Annotated in this window: 19 protein-coding genes and 5 tRNA genes; 9 read left to right on the plus strand and 15 right to left on the minus strand. The window is 71.1% G+C overall.

The window, feature by feature from the left end; translation table 11 throughout:
- Positions 1-262: 262 nt before the first annotated feature.
- Complete coding sequence (locus RV986_RS15405) at positions 263-1,969, minus strand: DAK2 domain-containing protein (RefSeq protein WP_475917953.1); 1,707 nt, start codon at positions 1,967-1,969, stop codon at positions 263-265.
- 259 nt (positions 1,970-2,228) lie between these two features.
- Here RV986_RS15405 and rpmB point away from each other — a divergent pair, with 259 nt between their 5' ends.
- The 3 genes from rpmB (at position 2,229) to RV986_RS15420 (ending at position 7,063) form a co-directional block, all read left to right on the plus strand.
- Entirely contained in the window at positions 2,229-2,414 is a 186-nt protein-coding gene (rpmB, locus tag RV986_RS15410) for a 50S ribosomal protein L28 (protein ID WP_004924906.1), read from the plus strand.
- 164 nt (positions 2,415-2,578) lie between these two features.
- Positions 2,579-5,743, plus strand: a complete 3,165-nt coding sequence (locus RV986_RS15415; protein WP_475917954.1) for an AfsR/SARP family transcriptional regulator — start codon at positions 2,579-2,581, stop codon at positions 5,741-5,743.
- A gap of 60 nt (positions 5,744-5,803) precedes the next feature.
- Positions 5,804-7,063, plus strand: coding sequence for an FAD-dependent monooxygenase (locus RV986_RS15420; RefSeq protein ID WP_475917955.1), 1,260 nt, complete (start codon positions 5,804-5,806; stop codon positions 7,061-7,063).
- Positions 7,064-7,088: 25 nt separating this feature from the next.
- Here RV986_RS15420 and RV986_RS15425 read toward each other — a convergent pair whose 3' ends face one another.
- Positions 7,089-8,054: a thiamine-phosphate kinase gene (locus RV986_RS15425; RefSeq protein ID WP_475917956.1), complete on the minus strand. Its 966-nt coding sequence runs from the start codon at positions 8,052-8,054 to the stop codon at positions 7,089-7,091.
- Between the two features lie 206 nt (positions 8,055-8,260).
- On the opposite strand from RV986_RS15425, the gene RV986_RS15430 reads away from it, so the two are divergent.
- Positions 8,261-8,494, plus strand: a complete 234-nt coding sequence (locus tag RV986_RS15430) for an Lrp/AsnC family transcriptional regulator (RefSeq protein ID WP_475917957.1) — start codon at positions 8,261-8,263, stop codon at positions 8,492-8,494.
- A 20-nt stretch (positions 8,495-8,514) separates the two neighbouring features.
- Positions 8,515-9,009 carry a DUF3515 domain-containing protein gene (locus tag RV986_RS15435; protein WP_475917958.1) on the plus strand — a complete coding sequence of 165 codons (495 nt, stop codon included), beginning with the start codon at positions 8,515-8,517 and terminating at the stop codon, positions 9,007-9,009.
- A 36-nt stretch (positions 9,010-9,045) separates the two neighbouring features.
- On the opposite strand, the gene RV986_RS15440 is transcribed toward RV986_RS15435, so the two are convergent.
- The 3 genes from RV986_RS15440 to RV986_RS15450 form a co-directional block, all read right to left on the minus strand.
- Positions 9,046-10,203, minus strand: a complete 1,158-nt coding sequence (locus tag RV986_RS15440) for a D-alanine--D-alanine ligase family protein (RefSeq protein WP_475917959.1) — start codon at positions 10,201-10,203, stop codon at positions 9,046-9,048.
- Between the two features lie 135 nt (positions 10,204-10,338).
- Positions 10,339-11,349 carry an NAD(P)H-dependent glycerol-3-phosphate dehydrogenase gene (locus RV986_RS15445; RefSeq protein WP_475917960.1) on the minus strand — a complete coding sequence of 337 codons (1,011 nt, stop codon included), beginning with the start codon at positions 11,347-11,349 and terminating at the stop codon, positions 10,339-10,341.
- Entirely contained in the window at positions 11,346-12,191 is an 846-nt protein-coding gene (locus tag RV986_RS15450; protein WP_475917961.1) for a lysophospholipid acyltransferase family protein, read from the minus strand. The genes RV986_RS15445 and RV986_RS15450 overlap by 4 nt, the downstream gene beginning before the upstream one ends.
- Before the next feature lie 145 nt (positions 12,192-12,336).
- On the opposite strand from RV986_RS15450, the gene cofC reads away from it, so the two are divergent.
- Both cofC and RV986_RS15460 read left to right on the plus strand, forming a co-directional pair.
- A complete protein-coding gene (gene cofC, locus RV986_RS15455; RefSeq protein WP_475917962.1) occupies positions 12,337-12,975 on the plus strand; it encodes a 2-phospho-L-lactate guanylyltransferase in 639 nt (212 codons plus the stop codon).
- 135 nt (positions 12,976-13,110) lie between these two features.
- Positions 13,111-13,314, plus strand: a complete 204-nt coding sequence (locus tag RV986_RS15460; protein ID WP_475917963.1) for a hypothetical protein — start codon at positions 13,111-13,113, stop codon at positions 13,312-13,314.
- Positions 13,315-13,420: 106 nt separating this feature from the next.
- Here RV986_RS15460 and RV986_RS15465 read toward each other — a convergent pair whose 3' ends face one another.
- The 4 genes from RV986_RS15465 to leuC all read right to left on the minus strand — a co-directional run bounded on the left by RV986_RS15465 (position 13,421) and on the right by leuC (position 16,748).
- Complete coding sequence (locus RV986_RS15465) at positions 13,421-14,068, minus strand: HU family DNA-binding protein (RefSeq protein ID WP_475917964.1); 648 nt, start codon at positions 14,066-14,068, stop codon at positions 13,421-13,423.
- A gap of 138 nt (positions 14,069-14,206) precedes the next feature.
- Positions 14,207-14,437: an SCO5555 family protein gene (locus RV986_RS15470; RefSeq protein ID WP_475917965.1), complete on the minus strand. Its 231-nt coding sequence runs from the start codon at positions 14,435-14,437 to the stop codon at positions 14,207-14,209.
- A 277-nt stretch (positions 14,438-14,714) separates the two neighbouring features.
- A complete protein-coding gene (gene leuD, locus RV986_RS15475) occupies positions 14,715-15,308 on the minus strand; it encodes a 3-isopropylmalate dehydratase small subunit (protein WP_475917966.1) in 594 nt (197 codons plus the stop codon).
- 6 nt (positions 15,309-15,314) lie between these two features.
- Positions 15,315-16,748, minus strand: coding sequence for a 3-isopropylmalate dehydratase large subunit (leuC, locus tag RV986_RS15480; RefSeq protein ID WP_475917967.1), 1,434 nt, complete (start codon positions 16,746-16,748; stop codon positions 15,315-15,317).
- 189 nt (positions 16,749-16,937) lie between these two features.
- Between leuC and ndgR the strand changes: the two genes are divergently transcribed.
- Positions 16,938-17,654: an IclR family transcriptional regulator NdgR gene (ndgR, locus tag RV986_RS15485; protein ID WP_075031172.1), complete on the plus strand. Its 717-nt coding sequence runs from the start codon at positions 16,938-16,940 to the stop codon at positions 17,652-17,654.
- Between the two features lie 201 nt (positions 17,655-17,855).
- Here the strand turns inward: ndgR and RV986_RS15490 are convergent, their stop codons facing one another.
- Positions 17,856-18,389 (minus strand): DUF4188 domain-containing protein, encoded by a 534-nt coding sequence (locus tag RV986_RS15490; protein WP_475917968.1) that lies wholly within the window; start codon positions 18,387-18,389, stop codon positions 17,856-17,858.
- Between the two features lie 83 nt (positions 18,390-18,472).
- Between RV986_RS15490 and RV986_RS15495 the strand changes: the two genes are divergently transcribed.
- Positions 18,473-19,117 carry a MerR family transcriptional regulator gene (locus RV986_RS15495; protein ID WP_475917969.1) on the plus strand — a complete coding sequence of 215 codons (645 nt, stop codon included), beginning with the start codon at positions 18,473-18,475 and terminating at the stop codon, positions 19,115-19,117.
- A gap of 116 nt (positions 19,118-19,233) precedes the next feature.
- Here RV986_RS15495 and RV986_RS15500 read toward each other — a convergent pair.
- From RV986_RS15500 to RV986_RS15520, 5 genes are all read right to left on the minus strand, one after another.
- A tRNA-Glu gene (locus tag RV986_RS15500) sits at positions 19,234-19,306 on the minus strand.
- A 20-nt stretch (positions 19,307-19,326) separates the two neighbouring features.
- Positions 19,327-19,398 (minus strand) — tRNA-Gln (locus RV986_RS15505).
- A 21-nt stretch (positions 19,399-19,419) separates the two neighbouring features.
- Positions 19,420-19,492, minus strand: a tRNA-Glu gene (locus RV986_RS15510).
- Between the two features lie 62 nt (positions 19,493-19,554).
- A tRNA-Glu gene (locus RV986_RS15515) sits at positions 19,555-19,627 on the minus strand.
- A 42-nt stretch (positions 19,628-19,669) separates the two neighbouring features.
- Positions 19,670-19,741: transfer RNA gene (locus RV986_RS15520), tRNA-Gln, on the minus strand.
- Positions 19,742-19,832 lie beyond the last annotated feature (91 nt).

Raw genomic sequence — 19,832 nt, forward strand, 5'->3', positions numbered from 1 at the left:
CTGGGGTCTCCGCCCCCAGCCCCCCGGGCAGGTTTGTCCGGTGCGGGTGGGTGGGGGTTGATCGCGCAGTTCCCCGCGCCCCTCAGGACGGGGCCTCGCCCCGGATTCCCCGGTCGCCCGTCGTTGTCCGGCCGTCGGCCGGTGGGGGTGAGCGCGTGGTTCCCCGCGCCCCTCACAGCGGGGCCTCGCCCCGGATTCCCCGGTCGTTCTTAGGCGTTCGGCCGTCGGCCGGTGGGGCTGGGGGGCGCGGGTTCTGTGGTGGTTACTCCACGCCGATCAGCAGGAGGGCTCCCTGGCGTCCGCCGCTATAGGCCACCGTGTCGACCGCCAGGTACGACTCACGGACCCGGGATTCGAGATGGGTGGCGATGGACTCGGGGGCGCCGTCGCCGAGGACGAGGGTGACCATCTCGCCGCCGGCGGCGAGCATGCGGTCGAGGACGTTCTCGGCGGTGGCGGTGATGTCGGAGCCGATCACGGCGACATCGCCGTCGATGAGTCCGAGGACGTCGCCGGCCTGGCAGATGCCGGCCATGGTCCAGGACTGGCGCTCGGCGACAACGACCTCGGCGTAGCGGGTGGCGCCCGCCGCCGAGGTCATCGCGACGACGTCCTCGTCGAAGCGGCGTTCGGGCTCGTGGACGGCGAGCGCGGCGATGCCCTGGACCGCGGAGCGGGTCGGGATCAGCGCGACCCGGACACCCTCCGTACGGGCCTGCTCGGCGGCCGCCGCCGCGGTGTGCCGCAGCTCGGCGTCATTGGGCAGCAGCACCACCTCGCACGCGTGGGCACGGCGTACGGCCTCGACGAGCTCCCCGCTGGCGGGCGGTTCCCCGGGCCGCGCGAGCACGGTGGTCGCACCGGCCTCGGTGTACAGCCCGGCCAGCCCTTCGCCGGGCACGACCGCCACCACGGCCCGCTGCGCCCGCTCCCGGGGCGGCCGCCCGGTCGCACCGGCGGTATGGGCGTCGCCGAGCCCGAAGTGCGTGATCCTGATCCGGTACGGCCGCCCGGCCTCGACGCCCACCTCCACGGCGGCGCCCGCGTCGTCCGTGTGCACATGGACGTTCCACAGCCCGTCCCCGCCGACCACGACCAGCGAATCGCCCAGGCGGTCGAGCCGGTCCCGCAACCGCGCCACGGCCGCGTCCTCCGCCTCCAGCAGATAGATGACCTCGAAGGCCGGCCCCCCGTCGTCCTGCCCACCGTCCACGCACACGCCGTCCACGCGCACGTGGACCTCGCCGGCCACCCACGCGGTGCCCGGGGACTCCCCGGTGAACGTCTCCACCAGCGCCGCCAGCACCGCCAGCAGGCCCCGCCCGCCGGCGTCGACCACACCGGCGCGTTCCAGGACTGCCAGCTGCCCGGGGGTCGCCACGAGGGCCGCCCGCGCTCCCTCGTACGCCGCGAGGGCGACCGTGCCGCAGTCGCCCTCGGCACCGCCCGCCGCCTCCGCGGCCGCCGCGGCGACCGTGAGAACGGTGCCCTCGACGGGGTGCGCGACGGCCTCCCGTGCGGAGTCGGCGGCCTGTCGGAGGGCCAGCCGGAGGCCCTTTCCGTCCGTGTGAGCGGTCTCACTGTCGGCGGTGAGTACCTGCGCCATGCCGCGCAGCAGCTGCGCGAGGATGGTCCCGGAGTTCCCCCGGGCCCCTATCAGCGCCCCGTGCGCCATCGCCCGCACGGCATCGGCGAGAGTGGGGCCCCCGAGTTCCGCGGCTGCGGTGCCGTCTGTGGCGGTGAGGGGGCCGGGGCCGGTGGCCAGGGTCGCGTAGCCCGCGAAAACCGCCTCCACGGCCGCTGCCGCCGACTCCACCGTCAGATACAGATTCGTCCCTGTGTCCCCGTCGGCCACCGGGTAGACATTGATGGCGTCGATCTCCTCGCGCGCCCGGCCCAGCGCCTCCAGCGCGAGGCCGCACCAGGTGCGCACCGCGAGAGCATCCAATGTCTGCGGCACCTGCGGCACCTGCGCCTCCTTGAGCAGCTGGACGTGGGACGCAGCGTAGACCCAGGACGGGTTACTGGCGGTAGAGGGCCCCGAGGAGGGCCGGGGCGAGCCCCGGAACAGCCATGGTAGTTTCGTTCTCCGGACGCAGTCGTTGTATGCTGCTCCAGTTGCCCGATCAGATCGGGTCTTCCCCCTGGCACCGCCACTCAGATCCTAGATCTTGATCCCGGCATGCCGGGATCCACCGTAAGTGCATCTGAAGTCTTTGGAGTGACCCGTGGCTGCCAACTGCGACGTCTGCGGCAAGGGGCCGGGCTTCGGCAACAACATCTCGCACTCGCACCGCCGTACGCCGCGTCGCTGGAACCCCAACATCCAGCGCGTCCGTACCGTGGTCGGCGGGACGCCGAAGCGCGTGAACGCTTGCACCTCGTGCATCAAGGCCGGCAAGGTCTCGCGCTGACGCAACGCCAGCGCGCGGCCACTGCTGGTTCGCACAGAGAACCGGTCCACCTCAGGGTGGGCCGGTTTTTGTCTTTCCCGTCCTCCCCGCGCATGGCCGCCCCTGTCGCCCCGTCCTCCCCACGTCCGTAGCCCCCGTTTCCCGGACCTGCCAGAATCTGCCGAATGCGCTTCGGCATCCTGGGCCCCCTCGAAATCCGCACCAAGGACGACAGCCCCCTGGACCCCGGCGGCCCCCGCCCGCGCGCGCTGCTCACCCTGCTCCTCCTGGACGCGGGCCGGACCGTCTCCACGGAGCGCCTGACCGACGGCCTGTACGGTGCCGAGCCACCGGCCGGGGCCGCCAACGCCCTCCAGTCCCAGATCTCCCGACTGCGCAAGCGGCTCGGTCCCGGCGCCGCGATCGAGGCCGAGCCCACCGGCTACCGCATCGCCGTCCCGCACGACGCCGTCGACGCCCACCGCTTCGAGCGCCTGACCCGCGAGGGCCACGCCGCTCTCGCCCAGGGCGACCACTCCCGGGCCGCGGCCGTGCTCCGGGAGGCGCTCGCCCTGTGGCGCGGCCCGGCCCTCGCCGACCTCCCCGGCGCACATGCCCAGGTGACCCGCCTCGAAGAGCTGAGACTCGCCGCCCTGCAGGACCGCGTCGACGCGGACCTCGCACTCGGCGGCGGCCCCGAACTCGTCCCCGAGCTGCGCGCGCTTCTCGCCGCGCACCCCCTGGGCGAGCGGCTGTACGGACAGCTGATGCGCGCTCTGCACGCGAGCGGCCGGACCGCCGAGGCGCTGACGGTGTACGAGGAGGCGCGGCGCGTCCTCGCCGACGAACTGGGCGCCGACCCCGCACCCGAACTGTCCGCGCTGCACCTGGAGCTGCTCCGGGGCGCGGGTCCCGCCCGCCGACGGCTCCCCGCCCGGTTGACCCGCTTCATCGGCCGCGACACCGAACTCGCCCGCATCGGCGCACTGCTCACCCAGGAACGGCTGGTCACCCTCACCGGACCGGGCGGCGCCGGCAAGACCCGCCTGGCGATCGAGGTCGCGCACGCCGACGCACAGGCTCGCGTAAACGCTTGCGCAAACGTTCGCGTAAACGATTGCGTAAACGATTGCGCAAGCGTTTGCCTGGTCGAGCTCGCCCCCCTCACAGATGCCTCCCAGCTCCCCTACGCCCTCCTGACCGCCCTAGGTCTGCGCGAGGGCTTCCGCACCCCCTCGGCGGACACCACGGAGCGGCTCCTCGCTGCTCTGGAGGACCGCGAACTGCTGCTCGTCCTCGACAACTGCGAGCATCTGGTCGAAGACGCGGCACGGATCGCCGGGCTGCTCCTCGGCTCCTGCCCGGGTGTACGCATCCTCGCCACCAGCCGCGAGTCGCTGGGCATCACCGGTGAGGTGCTGTGCCCGGTGCCTCCGCTGCCGCCGGAGCCGGCCGCGCGGCTGTTCCTGGACCGGGCGGCCGCCGTCCGGCCCGGTTTCGAGGGGCACGCGCGCGTGGCGGACATCTGCGCGGCGCTGGACGGGCTGCCGCTGGCGATCGAGCTGGCCGCCGCGCGGCTGCGGACGCTGACCCCGGACGAACTGGCCGACCGCCTCACCGAGCACGTGACCGAGCACGTGACCAGGCTCATGACCGGGCGCCTGACCGAAAACCCGATCGCGCGCTCCGGAGACGACCGCTTCCGGGTGCTGTCCCGGGGCGACCGCACCAAGGCGCCCCGGCATCGCACCCTCCGTGCCGTCGTGGAGTGGAGCTGGGAGCTGCTGGACGAGGAGGAGCGGGAGCTGGCGCGACGGCTGACCGTCTTCTCCGGAGGCGCGACCCTGGAGGCGGTCGAGGCGGTGTGCGGGATGCCGTATCCGGAGGATCCGCTCGCCTCGCTGGTGGAGAAGTCGTTCCTGGAGGTGACCGAGGGACGGTACCGGATGCTGCAGACCATCCGCGCGTTCGCCGCCGAGCACCTCGTACGGACGGGCGAGCGGGAACGGCTGCGCACCGCCCACGCCTCGTACTTCCTGCGGCTGGCCGAGCTGGCGGAGCCGTACCTGCGCGGTGGCGGCCAGTTGCCCTGGCTGGACCGACTGACCGCGGAGCACGGCAACCTGGACGCGGCCCTGCGCCATCTCGTGCGCACCGACCGGGAGAACGCCCTGCGGCTGATGGCCCGGCTCTCCTGGTTCTGGCGGCTGCGCGGTCTGCACGGAGGGTATGTGTCCTCGGCTCGGGAACTGCTCGCGGCCCTGGACGCCGAGCCGCCGTCGGCCCTCGCCGAGGAGTACGTCCTGTGCCTGATCAACGCGCTCTCCGGTGCGGGCGACGACCCCGCCGATCAGGAGCGCCTGTCCCGTATGGACGCCGTGCTGGCGCGGTTGGGCGGTCCCCTGCGGCTGCCCTTCACCATGGTGCTGTGGTCGGTGGCGGGCGGACCGCAGCCCGTCGTCAACGAGCGGGTGCGGGCGCAGGTCGGGGACGACCCGTGGGGCCGCGCCCTGCTCGATGTCGGCCTCGGCTTCCAGGAGCAGTTCGCGGGGTGTCCGGCGGCGTCCGAGGAGTCGTTCGCGCGCGCCCTGGCGGGCTTCCGCGCGACCGGGGACCGCTGGGGCATGGCCAACTGTCTCGAACCGCTGGGCATGCTCGCCGACTGGCGCGGGGAACACCGGCGCGCTCTCGAACTGGTCGACGAAGGGCTGTCGTACGTCAGGGAGTTGGCCGCCCCCGAGGAGACCTCGGACCTCCTGCGCACCCGAGCGACCGTGCTGCTGCACCAGGGCGAAACGGCCCGGGCCGCGGACCACTTCGCCCAGGCCCTGAGTCTCGCCCGCACCGTGGGCCTCACCGACAAGGTGGCGGGGGCCCGGCGGGGCCTGGGCGACGCCGCTCGGCTCGCGGGAGACACCGGCCACGCGCGCGTGCACTACGAAAGCGCCCTGGAGGACTGCGCCGCGAACTGGTTCAGCGTCGGTGAGATCGCGCGCATCCTCATCGGTCTGGGCCGCACGGCCGCCGCCGAGGGACGCCTCGACGAGGCGCGCGAGTGGGCGGAACAGGCCGCCGTCGTCGCCACGGAGAGCCCCGGCGTGCTCGAACTCGCCGAGTCCGCCGAGGCGTTGGCCGCTCTCACCGACTCCCCCGAGCGCGCCGCCATCCTCCTGGGCGCCGCCGTCGGCCTGCGCGGGACGGCGCTGCGGGGTGACCCCGAAGCCGTACGCGGTGAGCGGGTCGTCCGCGAAAGGCTGTCCTCCGAAGCGTACGAAAAGGCCTTTGAGCAGGGGCGAGTGCTCGGGGCGGCGGCGCTCACCGACGGCCAGGACGGCGGCCCCGACCGGTAGCCGGGGCGTGGTCAGCGAACGGTAGGAGCACGGTCAGCGCCTCCCGCGAAGCTCCTGCCCATGACAACGAACACGCCACAGAACACGACACAGAACCCGGCGGAGAAGAACCCGGCGGAGAACCCGGCGCGGAAGCTCGCCCACCTCGACGTCCTCGTCTCCGGCGCCAGCATCGCGGGCCCCGCCGTCGCCCTCGACCTGGCCCGCTACGGCGCCCGCGTCACCGTCGTCGAGAAGGCGCCCGGTCCGCGCCCGGGCGGATTCGCGGTCGACTTCCGGGGGCACGTCCACCGGACCGTCCTGACCTCCATGGGCATCTGGGACGAGATCCACGCCCACCAGACGCGCATGGGCCGTCAGACCGTCGTCGACGCCGAGGGCGCCCCGCGCGTCGACCTGCCGGCCGAGTTGATGAGCGGAGACGTGGAGATCTTCCGCGGCGAGCTGGCCCGGATCATGTACGAGCGCACCAAGGACAAGGTGGAGTACGTCTTCGGAGAGTCGATCGCCACCCTCACCGAGACCCCGGAAGGCGTCGACGTGACCTTCGAGCGCGGTGCGCCGCGCCGTTTCGACCTCGTCGTGGGCGCCGACGGACTGCACTCCCTCACCCGTCGCCTGGCCTTCGGGGAGGAGTCCCGGTACCTGCGCTTCCTCGACCACTACGTGGCGGCCTTCGCCGTCCCCAACGATCTGGCTCTGGACCGGACCGCGCGGCTCTACAGCGAGCCGGGCCGGGCGGTCGTCGTCAGCAACTACGACGGCGATCCGGACCGGGCGGGCGCGCTGCTCGTCTTCCGGTCCGAGCGGCTGGAGTTCGACCGGCGTGACGTGGCCGCGCAGAAGCGGATCCTGGCGGAGCGGTTCACGGGGATGGGCTGGGAGGCCCCGAGGGTCCTGAAGGCCCTGGAGCGGGCCGACGAACTGTACTTCGACGCGATCGCCCAGATCCATGTCGACCGGCTCGCGCAGGGGCGCGTGGTGCTGCTCGGGGACGCCGGCTACGGCGCCACGATGGGTGGCATGGGCACCGGGGTCGCGATCGTCGGCGCCCACGTCCTGGCCGGCGAGCTGGCCCTCGCGAACGGTGACCACCGCACCGCCTTCGCCGAGTACGAGACCCGCATCCGGGACTTCGCCAAGGGCTGCCAGAAGATCTCCGGCAACGCGGGGCCGTTCTTCGCACCGCCGACCGAGCGGCGGATCCGTATCCGGGACCGCGCGTACCGGCTGCTCAGCTCCCGCCTCCTCGCCGGCTTCTTCAAGAGGCTCACGGAGAAGGCGGCCACCGGCATCAAACTCCGGGAGTATCCCCTCTGATGGCCGGCGGTGTCGCGGAGGGGGCCTACGACTCGATGTCGCCGAAGTGGTCCCAGCCGCCCTTGCTGGTCCACGGGGCGCCGTCCACCGTGACCTGGGGCAGCGCCGAGGGGTTGAGCACCTCGCCGATCACCTTCCAGCGCGCCGGCAGCTTCACGTCCGGCGGGAAGGTCGCCACGATCGCGTGGTCCTCGCCGCCGGTGAGCACCCACTGGATGGGGTCCACACCGACGGCCTGTCCGATGTCGTTCATCTGGGAGGGGATGTCGATCGCGCCCGAGCGGATGTCGATCCTGACCTTGCTCGCCTCGGCGATGTGCCCCAGGTCGGCGATCAGTCCGTCGCTCACGTCGCACATCGCGGTCGCGCCGAGCCCGGCGGCCGCCGGGCCCGCGTGGTACGGCGGTTCGGGGCGCCGGTGGGCCTCGACGAAGGCGCGCGGCGAGCGGAAGCCGCGGGAGAGCACCGCGTGCCCGGCCGCGGACCAGCCCAGCCAGCCCGTCACGGCGACCAGGTCACCGGGCTGGGCGCCACCCCGGGTCACCGGCTCGTGGTTGCGCAGATCGCCGAGCGCGGTGATAGAGATCATGATGGTGTCACCGCGCACGACATCGCCGCCGACCACCGCCGCACCCGCGACCTGGCACTCGTCGCGCAGCCCGTCCATCATCTCGGAGGGCCAGGTGGCCGGGAGTTCGGCCGGGACGACCAGGCCGAGCAGCAGCGCGGTCGGTACGGCGCCCATCGCGGCGATGTCCGCGAGGTTCTGCGCGGCCGCCTTGCGTCCGACGTCGTACGCCGTGGACCAGTCGCGGCGGAAGTGCCGCCCCTCCAGAAGGATGTCGGTGCTCGCCACCACCCTGCGGTCGGGCGCTGCGACCACCGCGGCGTCGTCGCCGGGGCCGACCCGGACCGCCGGGGTGGTGGTGAGACGCGAAGTGAGCTCCTTGATGAGCCCGAACTCCCCCAACTCGCCCACGGTGCCCTTCATGATCGTACTGCTCCCTCTGCCGCTACCCGTGCCCGGTAGCGAGCCGTCTCTGTACTCGGTACGGTCGAGTTGACCGTCAACTTGTGCAGTCCGTGCACCCCGGCGCGCAAGCCCCAGCCACCGCGGGTCTCCCCGTGGCGAGCGGCGACGCGATACCGTGGCGTTCCTTTTCCCCACATGATCCTCGTGGCCGCCCTGGAGGTTCCGTGGTACAGGCGTACATCCTGATCCAGACGGAGGTCGGCAAATCGTCGACCGTCGCCGAAACGATCAGCAAGATCCCGGGGGTGATCCAGGCCGAGGACGTGACAGGACCGTACGACGTGATCGTGCGTGCCCAGGCTGACACGGTCGATGAACTCGGCCGCATGGTGGTCGCGAAAATCCAGCAAGTGGACGGCATCACCCGCACCCTGACCTGCCCGGTGGTGCACCTCTAGCCCCCGTCTACCCTGGGCCGGTGAAGCTTTCCCGTCACCGGCACACCGCTCTCTTCGGGCTGCCCGTTCTCGCCCTGTTGATCGCCGCCACGGGCTGCTCCTCCGCAGACGACGGAGGATCGGCCGTGGTTCCCAGCCCGAACGCGAAGGCCACCGGGCTGTGTCAGAACCTGGACAAGGTGCTGCCGAAGGAGATGGACGGCCTCGACCGGAACGATCCCGAGCCCCGGTCCGCGCTGACCGCGGGCTGGGGAAGCCCGGCGATCATACTGCGCTGCGGTGTCGAACGGCCCGCGAGGATGAGCGACGAGCACGCACTCAGCGGCGAGGTGAACGGCGTCGGCTGGCTCATGGAGAAACAGGACGACGGGTCGTACCGCTTCACCACGAGCCTGCGCCGCGCGTACGTCGAGGTCAGCCTGCCCGAGAAGTGGGTCCGGCGGAACGGGTCGGACGCGCTCGTCGATCTGGCCGCGCCCATCAAGAAGGCGATCCCCGAAGGGATCGCCGACTGACGTGCACGCGTTCGCCCGTGAGCGCGTGTCCCGGGTCTAGCGGAGCCCCGTCGAGCGGCGCAGCGCCGCCTGGATCAGGCGGTCCACCAGCTCCGGGTAGGCCACGCCGCTCGCCTCCCACATCTGCGGGTACATGGAGATGGGCGTGAAGCCCGGCATGGTGTTGATCTCGTTGATCACGAACTCGCCGTCCTCGGTGAGGAAGAAGTCCGCGCGCACCAGGCCCTCGCAGGAGGCCGCCTCGAACGCGTCCACCGCGAGCCGCTGGACCTCGGCGGTCTGTTCGGGCGTCAGCGGGGCGGGCACCAGGCCGGGCGCCGAGTCGATGTACTTCGCCTCGAAGTCGTAGTACGCGTGCGACTGCACGGGCGGGATCTCGGCGGGCACGCTGGCGCGCGGACCGTCCTCGAACTCCAGCACCCCGCACTCGATCTCGCGGCCGCTCAGCAGCGCCTCCACGATGATCTTCGGGTCGTGGCGCTGGGCCTCCTCGATCGCCTCGTCGAGGCCTTCGAGGGAGTCGACCTTGGTGATGCCGATCGAGGACCCCGCGCGCGCGGGCTTGATGAACAGCGGCCAGCCGTGCTCACCCGCGAAGTCGATGATCTTCTTGCGGGCGGCGGACTCGTCGCGCTCCCACTCGCGGGGCCGGATCACCACGTACGGGCCGACGCGCAGCCCGAAGGAGGTGAACACCCGCTTCATGTACTCCTTGTCCTGGCCGACGGCCGAGGCGAGCACGCCCGCACCGACGTACGGGACTCCGGAGAGCTCCAGGAGGCCCTGGAGGGTGCCGTCCTCGCCGTACGGACCGTGCAGCACGGGGAAGACGACGTCGACCTCGCCCAGGGCCTTGGGGACCGATCCGGGCTCGCTGTAGACGACCTCACGGTTGGCCGGGTCCACGGGGAGGAGCACGCCGCCCTCGCTCGACTCGGCGAGCTGCTCCACGCTCGGCTGGCGCCGGTCGACGATGGCCATCCGGTCCGGTTCGTCGGCGGTGAGCGCCCAACGGCCCTCCCGGGTGATGCCGATCGGCAGGACGTCGTACTTCGTCCGGTCGACGGCGCGCAGAACGGCGCCGGCCGTGACCACGGAGATCCCGTGTTCGGAGCTGCGGCCGCCGAAGACGACGGCAACACGCGGCTTGCGAGGCGGCTGCTCAGGGCTCTGGGGGAGGTTCTCAGTGCTCATATCGCGTCGAGAGTACCCGTTGGCACTGCGCTGAGTCAGCGCCCCGCGGCGGGCGTTGTCCAACGTCGCGCGGGTGGTCGCTCAGCGTCGTGCGTGCCGTTGCGGAGCGTCGTCCACCCGGTGGTGGGCGACGGTTCAGCGGCGCTCGGGCTTCGCGCTGCGCGCCATCAGCTCCTTGAGCGCGACGACCGGCGGCTTGCCCTCGTGGACGATGCCGACGACCGTTTCGGTGATGGGCATGTCGACACCGTGCCGGCGGGCCAGATCCAGCACGGATTCGCAGGACTTGACGCCCTCGGCGGTCTGCTTGGTGACCGCGATGGTCTCCTGAAGGGTCATGCCCCGGCCGAGGTTGGTACCGAAGGTGTGGTTGCGCGAGAGCGGCGAGGAGCAGGTGGCCACCAGGTCGCCCAGGCCCGCGAGCCCGGAGAAGGTCAGCGGGTCGGCGCCCATGGCGAGACCGAGGCGGGTGGTCTCGGCGAGCCCGCGCGTGATGAGCGAGCCCTTGGCGTTGTCGCCCAGGCCCATGCCGTCCGCGATGCCCACGGCGAGACCGATCACGTTCTTGACCGCGCCGCCGAGTTCGCAGCCCACCACGTCGGTGTTGGTGTACGGGCGGAAGTACGGCGTGTGGCAGGCGGCCTGGAGACGCTGGGCGACCGCTTCGGAGGTGCAGGCGACCACGGCGGCGGCCGGCATGCGGGCGGCGATCTCGCGGGCGAGATTGGGGCCGGTGACCACGGCGACGCGGTCGGCGCCGACCTTGGCGACGTCCTCGATCACCTCGCTCATCCGCATCGCGGAGCCGAGTTCGACGCCCTTCATGAGGGAGACGAGGACGGTGTCGGGCGCGAGCAGGGGCGTCCAGGCGGCGAGGTTCTCGCGCAGCGTCTGCGAGGGGACGGCGAGCACGGTGAAGTCGGCGTCGCGCGCGGCCTCGGCGGCGTCCGTGGTGGCACGCAGGTTCTCGGGGAGTTCGACGCCCGGCAGGTAGTCCGGGTTCGTACGCGTGGAGTTGACCGCTTCCGCGAGTTCGGCGCGCCGCGCCCACAGGGTGACCTCGCACCCCGCGTCGGCGAGCACCACGCCGAAGGCCGTACCCCACGATCCGGTCCCGAAGACGGCCGCCCTGACCGGCTTGCTCACGTGCTCTGCCCCTCTTCCTGCTGTGCCTGTGCCGTTCGCTGCGGCATCCGCGACTGCGCCCGGGCCCTCCCCGGAGCGGTCTCCTGCGCCTTCTCCTGTGCCCTCTCCTGGGCCACGGTGCGCCGACGCTGTTCGATCCGTACCTGGCGCGGGTCGTAGGGCTTCTCGGGGGCCTTCTCGCCGCGGATCTGCTCCAGCTGCACGGTGATCGCGGCCATGATGACCTCGGTGGCCTCCCTCAGGAGGTCCGGGCTCATCTCCCTGTCGTAGAAGCGCGACAGGTCCACCGGGGGGCCCGCGAGGACATGGTGGGTCTTGCGCGGAAGGAGGTTGGGCTTCTTGACGTACGGCGGCAGCAGTTCGTTGGCACCCCACTGGGCGACCGGAATCACCGGGCACTTGGTCTGCAGGGCGACCCGGGCGGCGCCGGTCTTGCCGGTCATCGGCCAGCCGTCGGGGTCGCGGGTGAGGGTGCCCTCGGGGTAGAAGGCGACACACTCGCCGCGCTCCACGGCGTCGATCGCGGCGCGGAAGGCGCTCAGCGCGTCGGTGCTCTCGCGATAGACGGGGATCTGTCCGGTGCCGCGCATCGCGGCCCCCACGAATCCCTTCTTGAAAAGCCCGGCCTTCGCCAGGAATCGCGGAACACGCCCGGTGTTGTACTGATAGTGGGCATACGCGAACGGGTCCACATGCGAATTGTGGTTCACCGCGGTGATAAACCCGCCCTCGATCGGAATGTTCTCCATTCCGCGCCAGTCCCGCTTGATCAGAACCACCAGTGGCGGTTTGCAGAGGACCGCTGCGAAGCGGTACCAGAAGCCGATTCTGCGGCGGGGCACGCGGACACCTTCCTCTTAGGGCCTGGGGGGCCGCACAAGTGTCGCCCCAGGCCGCCGGTCTGTCGAGAACACCGTACGCCCCGACATCCGGACCGCCAGAGCTGCCGGGTCACAATGGGCGCGACAAGGCAGGAACGGAGTGCTCGTGCAGTGGACCTTGGTCATCCCTCTCAAAGCCCTGGCGCGGGCCAAGAGCAGGCTGTCGGACACCGCCGCCGACGGAGTGCGCCCCGGCCTCGCCCTCGCCTTCGCCCAGGACACCGTGGCGGCGGCGCTGGCCTGCGCGGCGGTCGGTGATGTGGCGGTAGTCACGGACGACGCGCTGGCCGGACGGGAGCTCGCCGCGCTGGGGGCCCGGATCGTTCCGGACGAGCCGGGGGGCGGCCTGAACGCCGCGCTGGCACACGGGGCGGCTGTTGTGCGCTCCCGGCGTCCCGAATGCGCTGTGGCTGCCCTGAACGCCGATCTGCCCGCGTTGCGCCCCCTGGAATTGGCCCGGACACTCGACGCGGCCACCGAATTCCCGCGCGCTTTCCTCTCCGATGCGGCCGCAATCGGCACCACTCTGCTGGCCGCCGCGCCGGGGCAGGAATTGCTGCCCTCTTTCGGCGCTGATTCCCGGGCCCGGCATCGGGCCTCGGGAGCGGTGGAACTCTGCCTGACATCCGTGGATTCCGTACGGCAGGACGTGGACACGGGGGCCGATCTGCGGGCGGCGCTGGCACTGGGGGTGGGGCCCCGCACGGCGGCCGTGGCGGCCCGGTTGCTGATTCCGGGGCAGTAGAGAGCGGCGACGCGCGGGGCGGAAGCCGCGGGCCGCCCGCGGCCGGTCGCGCCCACGCGGCGGAGCCGCACGATGTCACGGCCCCGCACCCCTGAAAGCCGCGCCCGACGCACCCGGGGTAAGTAGGCTGCCCCCATGCAGGCGACCGCGTACACGTACGACCCCGAGACCCGTAGTGGCCAGGTGCTGCTCGACGACGGCACGCCCGTGCCCTTCGACGGACCGGCGTTCGACGCCGGCGGGCTGCGACTGCTGCGCCCCGGGCAGCGTGTGCGCATCGAGACCGAGGGCGAGGGCGACGCCCGTCGGATCACCCTGGTGACGCTGCAGACCTTCTGATACGGGTCCGGGCAGACGACCTTCTGAGACCGGTCCGGACACGCCGCGGGCCGGGCTCCCCGAGGGAGCCCGGCCCGGCGCGTGAGTTGCCCTGCGCCCCTGCCCTCTAGCGGGCGGTGGTCTTCTTGGCGGTGATCTTGCGAGCCGTCGACTTCTTGGCCGGGGCCTTCTTGGCGGTCGCCTTCTTGGCCGGGGCCTTCTTGGCCGTCGCCTTCTTGGCGGTGGTCTTCTTCGCCGCCGTCTTCTTGGCGGTCGCCGTGGTCTTCTTGGCGGTCGTCTTCTTCGCCGTGGTCTTCTTCGCCGCGACGGTGGTCTTCTTCGCGACCGTCTTCTTCGCGGCGGTGGCGGTCTTGGCCGTCGCCTTCTTCGCGGCGGTGGTCTTCTTGGCCGCGGCCTTCTTGACCGTCGCCGAGGCACCGCCGGTCAGGCTGCCCTTGGGCGCCTTCTTGACCGCGACCTCGCCACCGCGCGGGAGCTTCTTCGAGCCGCTCACCAGGTCCTTGAAGCCCTGACCCGCACGGAAGCGCGGGACGGACGTCTTCTTGACCCGAACACGCTCACCCGTCTGCGGGTTGCGCGCGTAGCGAGCCGGACGGTCGACCTTCTCGAAGGAACCGAAGCCGGTGACCGAGACCCGGTCCCCGCCGACGACTGCACGGACGATCGCGTCCAGTACGGCGTCGACCGCGTCGGCGGCCTGCTGACGCCCGCCGACCTTGTCGGCAATCGCTTCTACGAGCTGCGCCTTGTTCACGTCTTCCCCTTCGGAGACATTGCCCGAACGAATGCGTTCAAGCCTTTTCGCACGTTAGGCAGATATATACCGCAAATCAAACACGAAACGGGCTAATCACCCTTGTGCCGCAACGAACTCGGGCTGCAGCGGAGTTCCTCAGCGCTCCCCTTCGAGGAATCGACCCTCGTCGAGGTCGGTGGTGAACCGCTCCAGCCGCCTTGTCGCGTCGGCGAGATCGTGCTTGGCCACGGCCGTAATGACCAGCAGCTTCCGGGTCAGCGCCATCCGTACGCCCTCCGGGACTTGCAGTGCGCGCACTCTTGTGTGCGCTTCCTTCAGTTGGGCCGCGACTGCCGCATAGAGCTGGAGTTGGCCGTCGTGTTCCATGCACAGATTGTGCCATCTGGGGCGAGTTGTCGCCTGCGCAGGGGGTAACTGCCGTCCCTGGAGGGGGTCCTGGGCGCCTCGGAGCGCCGCGCCTCCAAGATGCGCGTACCCAGGCAATCTCCTTTGTAACAAGGGGAGTTGGAGCCCTTCGGAGGGGCTCGCCGGGGGCCTCTGAAGGCAGATACAGCTGTACCCCCAACCGTCCACGATTGGGGGTACAGAGGGGTGTTGCGATGGCTGAAATCAGCCGTGCCTCGGCCGCGTGGCGGCCCGGGCGTCAGACCTGAAGCGTCTTCGGCTTGTGCGACGGCCGCTTGGCCTCGTACTCCGCGATGTCGCCCTCGTTCTGGAGGGTGATGGAGATGTCGTCCAGGCCGTTCAGCAGCCGCCAGCGGGCGTTCTCGTCGAGCTCGAAGGCGGCGGTGATGCCCTCGGCGCGCACCTCGCGGGCCTCCAGGTCGACCGTGATCTCGACCTGCGGGTCCTTCTCCGCCAGCTCCTGCAGCGTTTCCACGGTCTTCTGCTCCAGAACCACCGTGAGCAGGCCGTTCTTGAGCGAGTTACCACGGAAGATGTCCGCGAACCGGGACGAGATGACGGCCTTGAAGCCGTAGTTCTGCAGCGCCCAGACGGCGTGCTCGCGCGAGGAGCCGGTGCCGAAGTCGGGGCCCGCGACCAGGACCGTGGCGCCCTCGCGCTCGGGCTGGTTGAGGATGAAGGACGAGTCCTTGCGCCAGGCCTCGAACAGCCCGTCCTCGAATCCGTCCCTGGTCACCTTCTTGAGCCAGTGGGCGGGGATGATCTGGTCGGTGTCGACGTTGCTGCGGCGCAGCGGAACGGCCCGGCCGGTGTGCGTGATGAATGCTTCCATGACTTCTCAGACTCCAGCGGGCGTGCGGGCGGCAGACGAGTCGGCGAGATCGGCCGGGGAGGCCAGGTGACCGAGTACGGCGGTGGCGGCGGCGACCTGCGGCGACACCAGGTGCGTACGGCCGCCCTTGCCCTGCCTGCCCTCGAAGTTGCGGTTCGAGGTGGACGCGGAGCGCTCACCGGGGGCCAGCTGGTCGGGGTTCATGCCCAGACACATCGAGCAGCCCGCGTGCCGCCATTCGGCGCCGGCCTCCTTGAAGACCACGTCCAGGCCCTCGGAGACGGCCTGCAGACCGACCCGCGCGGAGCCGGGGACCACCAGCATCCGTACGCCGTCGGCGACTTTGCGGCCCCCGACGATCGCGGCGGCGGCGCGCAGGTCCTCGATGCGGCCGTTGGTGCACGAACCTACGAAGACGGTGTCGACCTTGATGTCGCGCAGCGGCTGTCCGGCGGTCAACCCCATGTATTCCAGGGCCCTTTCGGCGGCCATGCGCTCCGAAGCGTCTTCGTACGAAGCCGGGTCGGGGACGGACGCCGAAAGCGGCGCACCCTGGCCCGGGTTGGTGCCCCAGGTGACGAACGGCGCCAGCGCCGGGCCGTCGATGACGACCTCGGCGTCGAAGACCGCGTCCTCGTCCGTCCTCAGTGTCTTCCAGTACTCCACCGCGGCGTCCCAGTCCTCGCCCTCGGGGGCGTGGGCGCGGCCCTTGAGGTACGCGAAGGTGGTCTCGTCGGGGGCGATCATGCCCGCGCGGGCGCCGGCCTCGATCGACATGTTGCAGATGGTCATCCGGGCTTCCATCGAGAGCTTCTCGATGGCGGAGCCGCGGTACTCCAGGATGTAGCCCTGGCCGCCGCCGGTGCCGATCCTGGCGATGATCGCCAGGATCAGGTCCTTGGCGGTGACGCCCTCGGGCAGCTCGCCGTCGATCGTGATGGCCATGGTCTTGGGGCGGGCCAGCGGCAGCGTCTGGGTGGCCAGCACATGCTCGACCTGCGAGGTGCCGATGCCGAAGGCCAGCGCGCCGAAGGCGCCGTGCGTGGAGGTGTGGGAGTCGCCGCAGACCACGGTGGTGCCGGGCTGGGTCAGGCCCAGCTGCGGTCCCACCACGTGGACGACGCCCTGCTCGACGTCACCCAGCGAGTGCAGCCGTACACCGAAGTCGGCGCAGTTCTTGCGCAGGGTCTCCAGCTGGGCCCGGGAGACCGGATCCGCGATGGGCTTGTCGATGTCGAGGGTCGGGGTGTTGTGATCCTCGGTGGCGATGGTGAGGTCGAGGCGGCGCACCGGGCGGCCCGCCTGACGCAGACCGTCGAAGGCCTGCGGGCTGGTCACCTCGTGCAGCAGGTGCAGATCGATGAAGAGGAGGTCGGGCTCGCCCTCGGCGCGCCGGACGACGTGGTCGTCCCAGACCTTCTCCGCGAGTGTCCTACCCATCGCTTTCCCTCCGGCCGGCCTGTGTGGCGCCGGCCCAACTAGAGATTTCCGGGGCGGCGGCGTCCGTACCCCTCGTCCGGACGCCCTCCGCCGGGCCCGTTGGTCCGCGGGCCGCTGTGTCTACCAGGGTGGCGCGTTCCACCGAAAATTGAACTTGCGTTTCACAGAGTGAGACGCGAGTATCGTTGCATGGACAACAGTAGCGGCGTCGGCGTCCTGGACAAGGCAGCCCTTGTCCTGAGCGCTCTGGAGTCCGGTCCGGCCACCCTCGCGGGACTGGTCGCGGCGACCGGACTGGCACGACCCACGGCACATCGTCTCGCCGTGGCGCTGGAACACCACCGCATGGTGGCGCGCGACATGCAGGGCCGTTTCATTCTCGGCCCCCGCCTCGCCGAGCTGGCCGCGGCCGCGGGCGAGGACCGTCTCCTCGCGACGGCCGGCCCGGTGCTCACGCACCTGCGCGACGTCACGGGCGAGAGCGCGCAGCTCTACCGCCGCCAGGGCGACATGCGCATCTGCGTCGCCGCGGCCGAGCGCCTGTCCGGCCTGCGGGACACGGTCCCGGTCGGCTCGACGCTCACCATGAAGGCGGGCTCGTCCGCGCAGATCCTGATGGCCTGGGAGGAGCCGGAGCGCCTGCACCGCGGTCTCCAGGGCGCCCGCTTCACCGCCACGGCGCTCTCGGGCGTACGGCGCAGGGGCTGGGCCCAGTCGATCGGCGAGCGTGAGCCGGGCGTCGCGTCGGTCTCCGCGCCGGTGCGCGGACCCTCGAACCGCGTGGTCGCCGCCGTCTCGGTCTCCGGACCGATCGAGCGCCTGACCCGCCACCCCGGCCGTATGCACGCCCAGGCGGTCATCGACTCCGCCGCCCGCCTCTCCGAGGCCCTCCGCCGCACGGGCTGACCCACGCTCCGGGTACGTCACCGGGACGAGCCGGCCTCAACGCCGCGGCAGGCTCACCCCCGGGACACCGCCCCACCCCCGCGAGGGGCACGAGGAACTGCGCGGGCAACCAGGAACAACCGGCACAGCCGGATCAACCGTCGTGCCCCACAGGGGCGCGGGGAACTGTGCGACCCGCCACGGACGGCCCGCACAGCCTTGTCAACCCGCCACTCCCCCGGTTCCCGTCCCCGCCCGGGGCGACCGATGAGCGAGCCGGTCCGCCGCCCGCCGCCCCCGCTTCTCCACGGGCAACACCCCGTGCGCGGCCGCGAGCCCGAAGGGCGGCATGTCCGTGTAGATCGACTCGTACGACCCCTCCGGCACGACATACGTCTCGTGCCAGAGCCCCACGTGCTGCCGCACCTTCCCCGCCCGCTCCTTGCGGTTGATGATCCCCCACGCCTGATGGTGGAACATGTCGGGCGCCGACGCGTAGGCGTAGAGCTTCTCCTTGGACTCCCAGTACTGGACGACGTAGTACGTCCGCGGGGACGCCGTCAGCAGAATGCGGCCGAGCAGGCCCCGGCCGGCGTCCTTGTCCAGGCCCTGCAGCATGCGCCGCATGGCGAAGAGCACCGGAACCCACTGGTGGACCGCCCAGAAGTGGTTGACGCGCATGCCGATCAGCAGGACGACCACGTCCCCCTCGGCTGCCGCGGTGGTACGGCCTGCGGCGATGGACTTTCCCGGCATACTCGTCTCCCCTTGTTGGCTAGCGGCACTATCCGATAACTCCATGCTTGGATAGTGGCGCCACCCAAGGAAAGGCGCAAGGGATGCGGCTGTCGAAGTTGAGCGAGCGGAGCGGAGTGCCGACCGCGACGATCAAGTACTACCTGCGCGAAGGGCTGTTGGCCCCGGGCCGCCGGATCAGCGCGACGACGGCCGAGTACGACGAGAGCCATCTGCGCCGGCTGCGGCTGGTGCGGGCACTGATCCAGGCGGGCCGGGTGCCCGTGGCCACGGCCAGGGAGATCCTCGGGCATGTCGACGACGAGTCCCTGGGCCGGACGATCCGGCTGGGCGCGGCCCTGTGGGCGCTGCCGCAGGAGCCCGAGCCGGACGAGCAGGACCCGGCCGTCCGGTCCGCGCGCCACGAGGTGGACCGGCTCCTGGAGTCGCTCGGCTGGGAGACCGCCCGGGAGCTGAGCACCATCTCCCCCGTGCACCGCTCCCTGGTGTCGGCGGTGGCCACACTGATCGGGCTCGGCTACGCCTGGGACGCCGAACACATGGCGCCGTACGCGCAGTTGATGCGCCAGGCGGCCGTCCATGACCTGGACTTCCTGGAGCAGCATCCCTCGGAGGAGGAGAAGGTCGAGACCGCGGTCGCGGCGGCGGTTCTCTTCGAGCCGGTCCTCAAGGCGCTGCACCGGCTGGCCCAGGAGGAGGAGTCCGCGCGTCGCTACGGCATCGAGTGATCCGTACGACATCCGGGACCGCCGACCCCGGGACCGCCGCTCCGGGACCCGCGGGAGCGGCGGGCTCCGGAAACGCCGATGGGCCCCCACCGAAGTGGAGGCCCATCGGACTCACGTACCCCCGACCGGATTCGAACCGGCGCTACCGCCTTGAGAGGGCGGCGTGCTAGGCCGCTACACAACGGGGGCAAGGATCTCAACTGATCCAGCTGGGCTACCAGGACTCGAACCTAGAACAACGGAACCAGAAACCGTCGTGTTGCCAATTACACCATAGCCCAAAAGTGGTCTACACCACCTAGTACCCCCGACCGGATTCGAACCGGCGCTACCGCCTTGAGAGGGCGGCGTGCTAGGCCGCTACACAACGGGGGCCCTGGCGATCCTGCATGAGAGGCAGCGGGTGCGACCCTGACTGCCTTCCCGAGAAGGATCTGTACCCCCGACCGGATTCGAACCGGCGCTACTGCCTTGAGAGGGCAGCGTGCTAGGCCGCTACACAACGGGGGCGTTGCGGAATCGATCTCCGCGTGTGCAGATGAGCTCTGCGAGCTGGCCTACCAGGACTCGAACCTAGACTAACGGAACCAGAAACCGTCGTGCTGCCAATTACACCATAGGCCACTGAAACACAATCCCCTGTAGGGATCTTGTTTTAGCTTGCGCCTCCGGTTCCCGGCCTTTCGGCCCGCTCTCCGGCGGCGCAGGAAGAACA

It is taken from the genome of Streptomyces sp. RLA012, from assembly GCF_056270325.1.

Excerpts from the sequence above, each read along its gene's own strand:
- RV986_RS15490 (WP_475917968.1), bottom strand. The coding sequence starts at position 18,389 with ATGCCGGGAAAGTCCATCGCCGCAGGCCGTACCACCGCGGCAGCCGAG.
- leuD (WP_475917966.1), bottom strand. The coding sequence starts at position 15,308 with ATGGAAGCATTCATCACGCACACCGGCCGGGCCGTTCCGCTGCGCCGC.
- leuC (WP_475917967.1), bottom strand. The coding sequence starts at position 16,748 with ATGGGTAGGACACTCGCGGAGAAGGTCTGGGACGACCACGTCGTCCGG.
- RV986_RS15420 (WP_475917955.1), top strand. The coding sequence starts at position 5,804 with ATGACAACGAACACGCCACAGAACACGACACAGAACCCGGCGGAGAAG.
- RV986_RS15415 (WP_475917954.1), top strand. The coding sequence starts at position 2,579 with ATGCGCTTCGGCATCCTGGGCCCCCTCGAAATCCGCACCAAGGACGAC.
- RV986_RS15470 (WP_475917965.1), bottom strand. The coding sequence starts at position 14,437 with ATGGAACACGACGGCCAACTCCAGCTCTATGCGGCAGTCGCGGCCCAA.
- RV986_RS15460 (WP_475917963.1), top strand. The coding sequence starts at position 13,111 with ATGCAGGCGACCGCGTACACGTACGACCCCGAGACCCGTAGTGGCCAG.
- RV986_RS15440 (WP_475917959.1), bottom strand. The coding sequence starts at position 10,203 with ATGAGCACTGAGAACCTCCCCCAGAGCCCTGAGCAGCCGCCTCGCAAG.
- RV986_RS15425 (WP_475917956.1), bottom strand. The coding sequence starts at position 8,054 with ATGAAGGGCACCGTGGGCGAGTTGGGGGAGTTCGGGCTCATCAAGGAG.
- RV986_RS15495 (WP_475917969.1), top strand. The coding sequence starts at position 18,473 with ATGCGGCTGTCGAAGTTGAGCGAGCGGAGCGGAGTGCCGACCGCGACG.
- ndgR (WP_075031172.1), top strand. The coding sequence starts at position 16,938 with ATGGACAACAGTAGCGGCGTCGGCGTCCTGGACAAGGCAGCCCTTGTC.